This window comes from Streptomyces sp. NPDC040610, from assembly GCF_055594065.1.
Genome location: NZ_JBVIXA010000010.1, coordinates 70,038 through 82,933, shown reverse-complemented (window position 1 = coordinate 82,933; position 12,896 = coordinate 70,038). Strand labels below are relative to the sequence as shown.

Here is a 12,896-nt window from a genome sequence, read left to right as displayed (position 1 = left end):
GGCGTTCATGAGGCCGCCCTCTCCGGCCGGTGCTCGGCGTGCATCGCGCGCAGCCGCTCCCACAGGTAGCCCGTGAGCTCGCCGTACTCGCTGGAGCGCGCCACGCCTCCGACGTCGCGCGCACGCGGCCGGGGCAGCTTCACCGGCACGATCTCGGCGATCCGTCCCGGGCGGGCGCTCATCAACGCGACGCGGTCACCGAGGAGGACGGCCTCCTCCATGCTGTGGGTGATGAACACGACGGTCAGCCGCTGCTCCTCCCACAGGGACAGCAGTTCCTCCTGAAGGAGCCGCCGCGTCTGCTCGTCCACCGCCCCGAAGGGCTCGTCCATGAGGAGCACACGGGGGCGTACGGCCAGGGCGCGGGCGATCCCGACGCGCTGCTGCATGCCGCCGGACAGCTCGCCGGGCAGCTTGGCCGCGCAGTCCGCGAGTCCCACCATGGCGAGCAGCGCGCGGGCGCGTTCGGCGCGCTCGGCCCGGCCGACGCCGCGCACGCGCAGGCCGAAGGCGACGTTGTCCAGGACGGTCGCCCACGGCAGCAGCGCGAAGTTCTGGAAGACCACGCTCCGGTCGGGTCCGGGCCCGCGCACCGGCACGCCGTCGACGAGGATGTCGCCCTCGTCCCAGGGCACGAGCCCGGCGATGGCCCGGAGCAGGGTGGTCTTGCCGCAGCCGCTGGGGCCGAGGACGGTCAGGAACTCGTTCTCGGCCACGTCGAGGCCCACGTCGCTCAGTGCTCGCACACAGGTGCCGTCCCGCGCGGTGAAACTCTTGCTCAGTCCGTCGATGGTGATCATCGGGTGCTCCTTGCCGGGTACGGAGGGGACTTCGGGGTGCGGGCCCAGCGGGTCAGCCTGCGTTCGGCCCAGTGCGCGGCGGTCACCAGGAGCAGCGCCTCGGCGAGGATGATCGCGATGGTGCCGTAGAGCGGCGGAGCCTTGAGCAGGCCGCGGTAGGTGAGGATCAGCCCGCCCAATCCGTCGGAGACCATGAGCAGTTCGACCAGGACCATGCCGGTGACGGCGCGGCCGAGACCGAGGCGCAGACCGGTCATGATCGCGGGCAGGGCGCCGGGCAGCAGCACCCACCGCCAGATCCAGCGCTCGCCGGCGCCGAACGAGCGGGCCATCTCGATCAGCGCCGGGTCCACCTGCCGTACGCCCGCGCGGCTGTTCACGATCACCATGACGACCGAGAAGGCCGCGACGAGCGCGACCCGGGAGGCGAGGCCGACGCCGAACGACATCACCAGGAGCGGAATGACCGCGGCCACCGGGGTCACGAGCAGGATGTTCAGGTAGACGTCCGCGTACCGCTCGAGGAGCCGGAACCGGCCGAGCGCGGTGCCGGCCGGGACCCCGAGGACGACGGCGGCGCCGAAGCCGAGCACCAGGGCCTGGTTGCTCACGTACAGGGCGCGCCACAGCTCCGCGTCGCCGAGCAGGTCGACGGTGGCCCCGAGCGTCTCGGTGAAGCCGGGGAGCAGCAGGCCGCCCCGGGCGTGGGCGTAGAGCTCCCAGGCCGTGGCGAAGAGCGCGAACGTCAGGAGTTGGTAGGGCAGTTTCCGGTCGAGGGACCGCCGCAGCGGTCCCGGCCGCCGCGCGGTGCGGGGGCCCGCCTGTGGGCTGACGCGTCCGCGCCGCGTGCGGGGGGCCGCCTTCGGGGGCGTGGTCGCGGCTGTCACGACGCGGCCCTGAGGAAGCTGAGGTCGGCCGCGTCGCGTGCGGACACGCCCTGCCCGATCACACCGGCGCGGGCGAAGAAGTCGATGGTTCCCTGCACGTTCTGCGGGGTGAGGGCGGCCGCGTCGAAGAGCCGCGCCGCGCGGTAGCGTTCGGCGACGGGGCCCACGTCGGCCTCGTCCTCCTGGGGAAGGTAGCGGCGCACCAGACGTTCCAGGTATCCGGGCCGGGCGTTGATCCGGGCGTGCTCGCGCACCAGTGCCGTGACGAACGCCTGGGACACCTTTCGGTGGTCGGCGAGGAAGTCCGCGTTGGCGTAGACGGTCTGCGGGTGCAGGTCCGGCAGGGTCCGGGCGAAGTCGGCGAGCTTGGTGAGGCCGCCCGCGCCCGGCTGCGCGGAGGATCCCAGAGCGACGGCGTCGGCGACCTCCAGCGGCGTCGCGTCGATCTCCCCCGAGGCGAGGGCCTGTGCGCGGACGTCCGAGCCGCCTAGCGTCAGATAGCGCGGGCGCCGGTCCGCGCCGCAGTGCGTGCGCACCCAGTCCTTGGCCATGGCGGTGGCGACCGCTCCCGCGCTGAAGATCCCGAAGGGGCGCTTGTCGAGATCGTCGCAGGACGTGACGCCGGGGCGGCCGTAGAGCGCCCACTGGTTGCCGACGACATCGGCGATGATCTTGATAGGGGCGTTCTGCTCGATGGCGCTCAGCGCCGGCCCCGTCGCCTCGGCCGAGATCGCGTAGTCGCCCAGCGCGAGCCCCTCGATGGCCAGTTCGGGTGCGGCGAGCTCCACGACGTCGATGTCGTGCCCCTGACGCCGGACGGCGTCCACGGCCGCCAGGAACGGCACGGTCGTGATGTCCGGCTCGACGACCGCCACGGTGAACGACAGCGTCCCGTCCGCACGGGTCTCGGTGCCCGCGCCGCTGCCGCAGGCGGTCGCCGCCATGGTCGCGACGCATAAGACCGCGGTGGCGGTGAATCGCTTCGTGCGCGTCCAGGCGGCCCAGGCCGCGGTCGGAGTCCAGGCATGCATGGCCATCCCCCTTTGTGCCGCCTCGGTTCCCCGAGGTCATCAGCTAGGCAAACGTATGCCTTGCCCCGGGATGCTAGACAACCAGCCCTGCGATCCGTCAAGAGGCAACACGCAAACACTCAGCAGGAGTTGAGCCCTCACGTTGCCAACGATTCACTTCCTGTGGCATGTTGGGACCCTGGAGGGCAAACGTTTCCCGAACACCCTCCGCGAACCCCTGGACGGTGGTGTGTGAGCTCACTGGTGGAAGTCGCCCGAGCGGCGGGCGTGGCCGTCTCCACGGCGTCGCGCGTGCTCAGCGGGGCCGACCATCCCATCTCGGCCAAGACCCGCGCCAAGGTCATGGAGGCCGCAGAGCGCCTGGAGTACTCGCCCAGCGCCCTCGCCCGCGCCATGGTCTCGCCGCACAGCCGCCTCGTGGGCGTCCTGGTGAGCGACATCGACAATCCGTATTTCTCCGTCATCGCCCGCGGCGTGGACGACATGGCGACCCGCGCCGGGTACGTGACGATGCTGTCCAACGTCGACCGGCGCACCACCACGGAGATCAGCCGTCTGCGGGCCATGCGGGACTACCGCGCCGCGGGCGTCGTCTTCGCCGGCAGCGGCCACGTCGACGACCCGCAGGCGCCGGCCCTGGTCAAGGCCGTGCGCCGCGCCCAGGAGGAAGGCTTGCAGGCGGTCTCCCTGGCCGTGCGCGACCTGGGCTGTCCGTCCGTCGTCGTCGACAACCGCGCGGTGGCTCACGACATCACCGACCACCTGATCTCACTCGGGCACCGGCACATCGCGTTCATCGAGGGGCCACCCGGCATGACGGTCAGCGGGCACCGCCGCGAGGGCTTTCTGTCCCGCATGGCCGAGGCGGGCCTCACCAGGAGCGCTCAGTGCCACCCCGGCGGCTTCAACCACCAGGCCGGGCACGCCGCCACCCTGCGGATCATCGCCCGCGGCCTTCTCCCCGACGCCATCCTCGCGGCCAACGACGAGGTCGCCGTCGGCGCGCTGAGCGCCCTGCGCCAGGCAGGCATCGACGTGCCACGGGAAATCTCCGTGGCGGGCATGGACGACCTGCGGGTCGCGGAGTTCGTCGGCCTGACCACGGTGAGCCTGCCGCTGTACGAGATGGGCTCCCTGGCCGCCCGGCACATCATCGACACCGCCGGGCGCGCCGGTGCGGCACAGTCTGCGGGCACCGGCGCCCCGGACATCCCGGCGACGACCGTGCTCAGCCATCGCCTCGTCGCCCGGGAAACCACCACCCGACGGGCCGACGCCTGACCCGGGCCGCACCGGCGCGCGCACAGCGCCGTGCCGCGGCGCGGCGGGCACGGGCCGGACGCCGCGCTCTCCCCTGCCGACAGGACCTCTAGGCGGGCACCCGCTGCCCCCTCTTGCCCACACCGTCCGGCACAGCGACCCCCAGCCCCCCGGCGACGGCCTTGCGGGGCTCTTCGTCGATCGGCACCACGGCTCTTACCGCGCCGAACGCGGCCGCCGTGGCCCTGCGGGCGATCTCCTGGGTGGTGCCGTCCGCCTCGGTCCACTGAGAGGTGAGTTCGCGGTAGTCGTCGACGGCCGCCTCCACGGCCTTGGTCATGCGGCGGTGCAGGGCGATCTCGCGATCGGCGGCGGGGCGGGCGTAGAGCGCGCGTATCGCGGCGCGGAGTTCGGCGGCCTCGTCGGGACGTATCGCGTGCTGCTCGCTGCGGTCGACGAGGTGCAGAAGCTGGTGGAGAGCGTAGTGCTCGTTCATGGGTCGCCTCCTGTTGTGGGGCCGCCGAGACAAGTGCCCGCCGCCGTGAAGCGTGACGAGCATGATCCACGCATACCCCCGGATCACGTCGCCGCACCCCGATCGGGGAGAACTTGTGTTCGTGGGGGCGCTCCGACCGGTTCCGCACCCCTTGGACCGGAACACCGGCCGATTCCGGTCTGCCCGGAAAGGCTCATTCCTCCCTCCTGTCCCTCTCCTTCCCCTGGAAGTCTTCCGATGTCCCTTCAGCCGCACCCGTAAGGAGACTTCATGAGCAGAACCCGTAGCGGTCTGACGGCCCTCGCCGCCACCGCCGTCCTCGCGCTGACCCCGGTCGGGCTCGGGCTCACCTCGGCGCACGCCGCCCCGGCCGCGCCCGCCACCGGCAGCACGGCGGGCATCGCGTCCGGGGTGAAGGCGAGCGACACCGACACGGTGATCCGCGGGACCAGCGCGCTGGAGCGCGGCCAGGCCTGGCACTCACCGGACGGCAGGACCACGCTCGCCATGCAGACCGACGGGCACGTCGTGCTCTACCACAACGGCTCCGCGATCTGGACGGCCCCGGGCAGCTACGGCATCGGCAACACGCTCTACATGCAGGCCGACGGGAACCTGGTCGTGTACGACGCGGCCATGCGACCGGTGTGGAACAGCCGCACCCACAGCCACCCGGGCGCCCACCTGGCGATCCAGAACTCCGGGAACCTGGTCGTGTACCAAGGCGGCACCCCGCTGTGGTGGTCCAACCACCGCCCCGGCACGGGCCCGGTCGACCCGCCGGAGTGCCGGCCGACACCGCACCAGCTCTGCCCCTAACCCTCTGCCACCTCCCGAGCCGCCGCCCCCACGTGCTCCTCCTGCGTGAGGGCGGCCCGCCCCGCCTCGGCCGCGGTCGTACGGAACCGGGCCCGGTACGCGGTCGGCGCGACCCCCAACTGCTGTTGGAACACCCGCCGCAGCGACTCCGACGAGCCGAACCCGGCGCGCCGGGCGACCTCTTCGACGGTGTCGGGCCCGGCCTCCAGCAGGGCCCGGGCGGCCTCGAGGCGGACCGCTTCGACGTACTGCCCGGGCGTCACGCCGGTCTCGGCGCGGAAGAGGCGGCCCAGGTGCCTGGCGCTCACACCCGCCTGGCGGGCCAGCGAGTCGAGGCTGTGGTCCTCCGTGGGGTCGGCGGTGACGCTGTCCATGACGCGGCGCACGACCGTCCCCTCGGAGGGCTCCGGAGCCAGTCGCGTGCTGAACTGCGACTGGCCTCCGGGCCGGGCCATGAAGACGACGAGCTGGCGGGCGACATCGCGGGCGAGGTGCGCGCCGTGGTCGTCCTCGACGAGGGCGAGGGCCAGGTCGATGCCCGCCGTCACCCCGGCGGAGGTCACGACGGGCCCGTCCCGCACGAACAGCGGGTCGGCCGCGACCCGCACCCGCGGGTAGGCGGCGGCCAGTTCCCGGGCCAGCTCCCAGTGCGTGGCCGCGCGGCGGCCGTCCAGGAGCCCGGCCTCGGCCAGGACGAACGCCCCCGCGCACACGGAGGTGACCCGTGGGGCGCGGGCGGCGAGCGCGGCGGTCAGGCGGACGAGGTCGGTGTCGGCGACCGCCCGCCGCCAGTCCCTGCGGCCGGGGACGACCAGGGTGTCGACGCGGCGCGGCAGTTCGGCCGGGGTGCCGTCGACGCCGACGCGCACCCCCGACGACGTACGCACGTCGTGTCCGGTCGGGGAGACGACGTGCAGGTCGTAGTGCGCGCCGTAGGAGTTGGCCGTGGTGAGGACCTCGGCCGGGCCGCTCACGTCGAGGAGCTGCACGCCGTCGAAGGCGATGAGGGCGACGACGTGGCGGCGCGTCCTCCCGGTCCTCGCGGCGTGGGCTACTCCGGCCACGGCGAGTCCAGGATGGTGCGGACGAAGTCGCCGCGCTCGAATCCGGGGACGTGGGCCTCCAGGACGTCCGCCTTGACGTTGCCGAAGGTCGTCTCCGGCTTGGGACGGATCCCCTCGGTGAACGCGTCGAGGATCCGCCGTTTGAAGTCCGGGCGGGGGTGCAGGGCCACGATCGCGGCGCGGTCGGCCTCGGGGATGTCGTCGTACCCGATGCCGAGCACGTCGTACTCCACTCCCGCCGTCACGAGGGCGACCTCCGGTTCCATGAACGCGGGGATGCCGGGCGTGGTGTGCAGGGCGATGGCCGTCCACACCCGACGGATGCTGTCCTCCGGCAGCCCGTGCCCCCGCAGGAACCGCTTCGCCTCCTCGGCGCCGTCCACCTCGAACCGCCGGCCGCTGCGGCGCGCGTCCTCGCCGAGCCCCACGTCGTGGAACATCGCGCCGACGTACAGCAGCTCGGGGTCGAAGCCGAGGCCGCGGTTGCGGCCCTGCAGGGCGCCGAAGAAGTACACCCGGCGCGAGTGGTGGTAGATCAACTCACTGGTGGTGTCACGGATCAGCTCGGTGGCCTCCCGTGCCACCTTCGTGTCGGGAACGACCACGTCCACGCCGTTCCCACCCGCGCTCGCCCACACGTCCAGATCCGCGTCCATGTCTCCGCCCGCCTCTCCTACGACCCGCCGTGTCCTGCTTCCGTACCTCCAGGATCACGTCGGCAGGAGGGCGGCGCCATGGCGGTCCCGCCAGGTATCCCACAGATCAGGACATCGGGGCGGACGGTCCTGCCACGGATATCCCATGGCCCGGACCGAACCCCCCGGCCTAGGCTCGACGCCATGAGCAAGCTCCTCGTCGCCCTCCTCAGCGGAGCCGGCATCTCCACGGACTCCGGCATCCCGGACTACCGCGGGCCCCAGGGCCTGTGGCGGCGCGACCCCGAGGCCGAGAAGCTCGTGACGTACGAGTACTACATGGGCGACCCGGAGATCAGGCGCCGCTCGTGGCAGATGCGGCGCGCCAACCGGGCCCTTCAGGCGGAGCCCAACGCGGCGCACCACGCGGTGACCGCCCTGGAGCGCTCCGGAGTGCCGGTGCGCGTCATCACGCAGAACGTGGACGGCCTGCACCAGCTCGCCGGGATGCCCGGCCGCAAGGTCCTGGAGCTGCACGGCACCGCCCGCACGGTGATGTGCACCGGGTGCGGAGCGCGCGGGCCGATGGCGGACGCGCTGGCCCGCGTCGAGGCGGGCGAGAGCGACCCGCCGTGCCTGGAGTGCGGCGGCATCCTCAAATCCGCGACGGTGATGTTCGGCGAACGTCTCGACCCGGCGGTGCTCGGCGAGGCCGTGACCATCGCCGAGGCCTGCGACGTGTTCATCGCGGTCGGCACCACCCTTCAGGTGCAGCCCGCCGCCGCCCTCGCGGGCCGCGCCGCCGAGCACGGCGCCCGCCTGATCATCGTCAACGCCGAGCCGACGCCGTACGACGACCAGGCCGACGAGGTCGTACGCGAGCCGATCGGGACGGCGCTGCCCGCGCTCCTGGAACGGATCGCCGACTAGGCGGCGCCGTCGGCCGGAAGGCCGGATCCGGGACCTCAGCCGAGCGTGTTCCTGCCGCAGCTGCCGTGCGCGGTGCCGAGGATCCGCGACGCCTGCTTCCCGGTGAGCCGAAGTTCCCGCTTGGTCTTCTTGGCCTGGTCGACGAGGTCCTGTCCGCGGGCGACGCAGAGCGCGTTGCCGTGGGTGACGAGCACGTCGTCGTCGATGCGGTCCAGGTCCGGGTAGTGGTCCCGGATCGTCTTGAGGTAGAGCTTCGCCGAGAGGCCCTTCAGCTCGCGTACGTCAGCGGGGGCTGTCGTCGGGCTCCCGGACGGGGTGGCCGAGCGGGACGGGGCCTCGGCCGTCGGTGTCGCCGAGGTGCTCGACCCGCGGTCGTCGGACGAGCCGCATGCCGAGGTGCCGAGAGCGGCGAGGGCGAGACCGGCGGCGAGCAGAGGCAGACGCTTGTGCATGAATCTCCTGGTACAGAGGTGAACCTGGAGATTCTCCCCCATGTCCGGAGTGCCCCACGACTGTGTTTGCTCGTGGAACGACGGGGGTCTGTCACCCACTGATCACGACGCGATCAGGCACCGCATTCCCGCATGGCCTGTTCACGCCTTCCCGGCCTTCCGCGCGGCGCGATGTGGCATCGTAGATCAACTGTTGATTCGGGCCTCTGAGCGTCCATGTAGGGGGATTTTTATGCGCTTTCGTACCGTCGCGGCCTCCGCCGCACTCGTCCTGTCCGCCACGGCGGGCGCCGCTGCCTGTTCCTCCTCGTCCGATGCCGCGGACACCACCCGGCCCGCCGGTCCCTCCGCCCCCAAGAAGCCTGCCTCCGCCGAGGACTTGAAGGGCCGTATCGAGACGGGCAAGCGCCAGGCGGGCGCGCCGCGGGCAGCGGGACGGGACGCGACGGAGTGTGCGACCTCTGCCGCGGAGATCCCGGAGAAGTGCGCTCTCGACGTCTCGTTCGCCGAGACCACCGACGGCGAACCGGCGGCAGGAGCGCCTGGCACGCGGTGAATGGGCGACCTCCCGCACAAGCGACTTCCCGCCACGAGAAGCCCCTTCCGCCACATCCGAAGATCCATTAACCTCACATCTCGTTCACAATTGAAACAGTGACCTCGGATGTGGGGTCAGGGGGCGGGGGTAGCGGATCATGCGTGCGAACTGGCGAGTGAAGTTGAGTGTTCTCGCAGGTGCGTCGGCACTTGCGGTCTCGGTCGTCACTGCGGCGCCCGCACTGGCCGACGAGGCGCCGGGGGGCGGCCTCCAGGAAGTGCAGATGCCGGCGGATGTGGAGATTCTCGAGGGGGTCGCCCCGGCGCCCGAGGCCGCGGTTCCGTTCACGGGAGCCGCACCGAAGGCAGCCGCCGCGTCCGAGGCGTGCCTCGGAACGACCTCCGCCTACGGCGCCAGGGGTTGCTTCCAGCACAGCGGCGACATCGTCTGGGCCCGTGACACGGAGAAGGACGGCATGTCCGCGGCGATCGGGATCTACACCGACTACGGCCGGCCCGCCGCGGTCTGCATCAACAAGCTCGGCGCGGACACCTGGGCGACGTGCAACAAGGACTACAGCGAGAACGGGAAGGTGCGGCTGCGGGTCATGCGCTACGACGGCGGCAACGGCAAGTTCTACCTGCCCGAGACGTGGTCCGGCTGGATTCCGGTCGACGGGCAGTACTGACTCCGGACGCGTCGGGGCATTGTCACGGCCTGGCTACGGGATCGGTCGGGAGCCGCTCGGGCCGGGGGGCGTGCGCGAGGGTGTTCGGGACGGGGTATGCACCGGGCCGGGGGCCAAGTCCTCGGCCGGTCATAGGAGTTCGAGGAGTCGACCATGTCCATCACGTTCCGCAAGTCGTTCCGGGTCCTTCCGGGGGTCCGCGTGCACATCAACGGCCGCAAGTGGTCGATCACGCTGGGCGGGAGGCGCGGGCACCACACGATCAACTCCGACGGGCGGCGTTCGTCGTCGTTGGATCTGCCGGGGTCGATCCATGTCCGGCGCGACCACCACCGGCACTGAGCACGCGCCACCGCCGAGGGAGGGCGTCGCCGCCGAGAGTCCGTCGCGGCCGCCTCAGCCCGGCCGTACCGTCACGACCACGTCGGTACCGCCGGGCGCCCGCACCCACACCTGTCGGGCCTGCCCGGGCGGCACGCTCCGCGCACTGACCCACACCCCCCGGCCCGACACCGTGATCCGCCAGCCGGTGGCGCTCGGCGGCAGGGACAGCACGCTGGGGCCCGGCCGCTTCGCCGCCCGGTAGGCGAGGCGGTACGTGCCGCGTTCCGCGTCGTGCCCCTCGGCCCGCACGGCGCCCGCGACGGCGGGGGCGTAGGGCGTGGCGGTGCGTTCCTTGTTCGTACGGAAGCGTCCTTCGCGGTCGAGGGCGCAGTAGCCGCCGCCGTAGCACCAGACGTAGGCCGCCCACCCCGATGAGTAGCGGGTGAAGGAGGCGAGTGCGTCGTCGTGGAAGCGGCGCATGTTCGGCAGGCCGCTGTTCAGCGGGCCCCACTCCCCCACGACGACCGGGATCGACTGCTCGCGGGGGTAGGCGGTGACGGCTTTCTCGTACGCCGTGATCCAGCCCGCGGCGGGGTCGTAGTCGGCGCCCGCCTCCATCGCGGCGTTGTAGAAGTGCGGGGCGTACACGACCCGTTGGTCCTTGATGCGGCCGAGGCCGGTGGGTACGCCTTCGCCGACGATCGGGGTCGGCTCGACGAACAGCCAGTTCGAGCGGTCCCGGGTGCGGATCGCGTCGGCGAGGCGGTTGTACATCGGGGTGAGGTGCGTGGCCTCGATGCGGCGGGCGGCGGTCGCCAGGTCCTCGCCTTCGCGCAGCTCCCCCATCGGCTCGTTGATCAGGTCGTAGCCGAGGACGGCCGGGTGCGTGCCGAAGCGGTCGGCGAGGAGGCGCCACATGCGTTCCTGGGCGCGCCGCAGGTCCGCGTCCTCGTAGAGGTGGGTGAAGGCGCGCTGGACGGCGGGCTCGAAGTACTCGGCGAACCAGTCGTCGGGGTGCGGGGCGAAGGGCAGGCCGTCGGTGCGGGTCGCCCACTCCGGGATGCCGCGGTGGCCGAACGCGGGCCCGAACACGTCCTGATGGGCGTCGATGACGACGTGGATCCCGTACCGCTGCGCCCAGTCGAGGATCCGTCGGATCTTGCGCAGGTACGACTCGCTGTACTGGCCGCGCCGCGGCTCCAGGTCGTCCCAGAAGACCAGCAGGCGGGCGAAGTTGAATCCGTTGGCGCGCAGGTCGGCGAAGTGCCGTTCGGTGATGGCGCTCAGGGCGTCCTCGCCGGTGTGCTGCTTGTCCTCGACGTTCCAGCCGCGGAGAGTGAGGGTGCGGCCCCGGTCGTCGGTGAGGCGGGGGATGCCGTCGGCGGACGGGGTGGTGGAGGCAACTTCCGTACCGGACAAGGAAGACGACCCGCCGCGCACGCCGTCCTCGACCTTCCGGTTCGGGGCGGCAGGGGCCAGGCCCGCGCCCAGGAGCACGGTGGCGATCAGCGCGACCAGGGCCGCCAGGCCAAGGCGGTGTGCGCGGCGCCCTCCCCGGACGTGCGGACTCTCTCCCCGGACGCACGAGCGTCTACCCATGGCGCATGCCCCTGACTGCGGAAGGCGTACGAAGCCTCCACACTGACGGATGAACGGGGCTTGGTCCAGGACACCCTCAGAACTGCTCGTCCCCGCGCGCACGAGGCGGGGCGGCCTGGTGGCCTTCGCCCCGGGCGGCTTCGTTGATGTCTCGGACGTGGAGGACGGCGCATGGGCAGGGCGAGCAGGTGGTTCTCGGTCTTGCCCTTGACGCGGGCCCACATCCATCCGTCCCGCTCGGAGCTGTCCGTTCCCGGGCCGGGTACGACCCCGACGACCTAGTGATCGAAACCGTCCGACGCCTCCTGCGCGGATCCCGCGCAGGCCGAGGAAGCAGGCCGACAGCCGGTCGACGAGACCCTGGAGTCCGTCGCCGGCCCGCCGGTCGAGAAGGCGGCCCGGAAGGGCCGACCACTCCGGACGCCCCCTCACCCCGCGCCGGTTCAGCGCCCGTTCCCGAGCAGCGCCGGGACCACCTCGCCCCACACCCCGCGCGGGAACACCTCATGGCCGGTCCGCTCCATGGCGAGGAACCCGGCGCCGGGGATCTCGGCGGCGAGCGCGCGCCCGTGCTCCAGCGGGAACAGCGGGTCCTCGGTGCCGTGCAGGACGAGCGTCGGCGCCGTGATCGCACCCAGGCGGTCCCGCCACGGCGCTCCGGCGTCGATCAGGAAGGGATTGGTGACCTGCGCGGCGATGTCGCGTGCGTGGTCGGCGAGCCGTTCCGCCTGGGCGCGCACCGCGTCGGTGTCGAAGGGGCGCGAGCGGGCGGCGAAGGGGCGCTCGCCCTCGACGAGATACGCGACGACGGCGGCCCGGTCGTCCCAGTCGGGCGCCGCCGCCTCTTCGGCGAAGACCGCCTCCAGCGCCTTGGACATGGGCGGCAGGTCGGGCTGGTCGTGCCCCGGCCCTCCCGGAGTCGAGGACGCGAGGGCGAGGGCGGCGACCCGGTCCGGGTGGTCGAGGGCGAGCAGCTGCGCGACGGCCGCGCCCTGGGACATGCCCACGATCTCGGCCGACGGCAGGCGGAGCCCGTCGAGCAGTCCGGCGGCGTCGGCGACCAGGGCCCGCAGGTCGTACGGCGGCTCGCCCGCGGGGAATCCGGTGGAGCGGCCCGCGTCGCGGCTGTCGTACCGGATCACGTGTCTGCCACCGGCGACGAGGCGCCCGATGAATTCCTCGTCCCACGCCTGCATCGAGTGCCCGGCACCGTGAAGGAGCAGGAGCGGCGTGTCGGCGGGGTCGCCGAAGGTCTGCGCGTACAGCTCGACACCGTTGGCCTCGATGAAGTGTTCGGTGTTACGCATGGGGGTGCCGCCTTCCCGTCATTTTCGTTACGTGTAACGAAGACAGTAGCGGACACCTCCGTTACA

Annotated in this window: 15 protein-coding genes; 6 read left to right on the top strand and 9 right to left on the bottom strand. The window is 72.2% G+C overall.

Going from position 1 to position 12,896, the window contains the following annotated elements; translation table 11 throughout:
- Positions 1-5: 5 nt before the first annotated feature.
- Genes ACZ6AA_RS29780 through ACZ6AA_RS29770 form a run of 3 tightly spaced genes read right to left on the bottom strand, consistent with a single transcriptional unit; the run spans position 6 to position 2,718 of the window.
- Entirely contained in the window at positions 6-800 is a 795-nt protein-coding gene (locus ACZ6AA_RS29780) for an ABC transporter ATP-binding protein (RefSeq protein WP_471460961.1), read from the bottom strand.
- A complete protein-coding gene (locus ACZ6AA_RS29775; RefSeq protein ID WP_468456779.1) occupies positions 797-1,687 on the bottom strand; it encodes an ABC transporter permease in 891 nt (296 codons plus the stop codon). The genes ACZ6AA_RS29780 and ACZ6AA_RS29775 overlap by 4 nt, the downstream gene beginning before the upstream one ends.
- Positions 1,684-2,718: an ABC transporter substrate-binding protein gene (locus ACZ6AA_RS29770; RefSeq protein ID WP_468481369.1), complete on the bottom strand. Its 1,035-nt coding sequence runs from the start codon at positions 2,716-2,718 to the stop codon at positions 1,684-1,686. The genes ACZ6AA_RS29775 and ACZ6AA_RS29770 overlap by 4 nt, the downstream gene beginning before the upstream one ends.
- A gap of 243 nt (positions 2,719-2,961) precedes the next feature.
- Between ACZ6AA_RS29770 and ACZ6AA_RS29765 the strand changes: the two genes are divergently transcribed.
- A complete protein-coding gene (locus ACZ6AA_RS29765; protein ID WP_468456775.1) occupies positions 2,962-3,999 on the top strand; it encodes a LacI family DNA-binding transcriptional regulator in 1,038 nt (345 codons plus the stop codon).
- 88 nt (positions 4,000-4,087) lie between these two features.
- On the opposite strand, the gene ACZ6AA_RS29760 is transcribed toward ACZ6AA_RS29765, so the two are convergent.
- On the bottom strand, positions 4,088-4,474 hold the full coding sequence (locus ACZ6AA_RS29760; protein WP_468456773.1) for a hypothetical protein: 387 nt from the start codon (positions 4,472-4,474) through the stop codon (positions 4,088-4,090).
- Between the two features lie 270 nt (positions 4,475-4,744).
- Here ACZ6AA_RS29760 and ACZ6AA_RS29755 point away from each other — a divergent pair, with 270 nt between their 5' ends.
- Positions 4,745-5,293: a hypothetical protein gene (locus ACZ6AA_RS29755; RefSeq protein ID WP_468456771.1), complete on the top strand. Its 549-nt coding sequence runs from the start codon at positions 4,745-4,747 to the stop codon at positions 5,291-5,293.
- On the opposite strand, the gene ACZ6AA_RS29750 is transcribed toward ACZ6AA_RS29755, so the two are convergent.
- On the bottom strand, positions 5,290-6,357 hold the full coding sequence (locus ACZ6AA_RS29750) for a GlxA family transcriptional regulator (RefSeq protein ID WP_471460948.1): 1,068 nt from the start codon (positions 6,355-6,357) through the stop codon (positions 5,290-5,292). The two genes, ACZ6AA_RS29755 and ACZ6AA_RS29750, sit on opposite strands and share 4 nt — an antisense overlap.
- The gene (locus ACZ6AA_RS29745; protein ID WP_468456767.1) at positions 6,345-7,013 is read right to left on the bottom strand and encodes an HD domain-containing protein; all 669 of its coding nucleotides are present in this window, start codon (positions 7,011-7,013) and stop codon (positions 6,345-6,347) included. Before ACZ6AA_RS29745 ends, ACZ6AA_RS29750 begins: the two co-directional genes overlap by 13 nt.
- A 183-nt stretch (positions 7,014-7,196) precedes the next feature.
- Here ACZ6AA_RS29745 and ACZ6AA_RS29740 point away from each other — a divergent pair, with 183 nt between their 5' ends.
- On the top strand, positions 7,197-7,922 hold the full coding sequence (locus ACZ6AA_RS29740) for a Sir2 family NAD-dependent protein deacetylase (RefSeq protein WP_471460943.1): 726 nt from the start codon (positions 7,197-7,199) through the stop codon (positions 7,920-7,922).
- 35 nt (positions 7,923-7,957) lie between these two features.
- Here ACZ6AA_RS29740 and ACZ6AA_RS29735 read toward each other — a convergent pair whose 3' ends face one another.
- Positions 7,958-8,374 (bottom strand): hypothetical protein, encoded by a 417-nt coding sequence (locus ACZ6AA_RS29735; RefSeq protein ID WP_468481363.1) that lies wholly within the window; start codon positions 8,372-8,374, stop codon positions 7,958-7,960.
- Positions 8,375-8,606: 232 nt separating this feature from the next.
- Between ACZ6AA_RS29735 and ACZ6AA_RS29730 the strand changes: the two genes are divergently transcribed.
- The 3 genes from ACZ6AA_RS29730 to ACZ6AA_RS29720 all read left to right on the top strand — a co-directional run bounded on the left by ACZ6AA_RS29730 (position 8,607) and on the right by ACZ6AA_RS29720 (position 9,942).
- On the top strand, positions 8,607-8,930 hold the full coding sequence (locus tag ACZ6AA_RS29730) for a hypothetical protein (RefSeq protein WP_468456762.1): 324 nt from the start codon (positions 8,607-8,609) through the stop codon (positions 8,928-8,930).
- Between the two features lie 139 nt (positions 8,931-9,069).
- Complete coding sequence (locus ACZ6AA_RS29725) at positions 9,070-9,600, top strand: hypothetical protein (protein WP_468456760.1); 531 nt, start codon at positions 9,070-9,072, stop codon at positions 9,598-9,600.
- 153 nt (positions 9,601-9,753) lie between these two features.
- Positions 9,754-9,942 (top strand): DUF4236 domain-containing protein, encoded by a 189-nt coding sequence (locus tag ACZ6AA_RS29720; RefSeq protein ID WP_468456758.1) that lies wholly within the window; start codon positions 9,754-9,756, stop codon positions 9,940-9,942.
- A 54-nt stretch (positions 9,943-9,996) separates the two neighbouring features.
- On the opposite strand, the gene ACZ6AA_RS29715 is transcribed toward ACZ6AA_RS29720, so the two are convergent.
- Positions 9,997-11,523: a glycoside hydrolase family 5 protein gene (locus ACZ6AA_RS29715; RefSeq protein ID WP_471460932.1), complete on the bottom strand. Its 1,527-nt coding sequence runs from the start codon at positions 11,521-11,523 to the stop codon at positions 9,997-9,999.
- 443 nt (positions 11,524-11,966) lie between these two features.
- Complete coding sequence (locus ACZ6AA_RS29710) at positions 11,967-12,830, bottom strand: alpha/beta fold hydrolase (RefSeq protein WP_471460928.1); 864 nt, start codon at positions 12,828-12,830, stop codon at positions 11,967-11,969.
- Positions 12,831-12,896 lie beyond the last annotated feature (66 nt).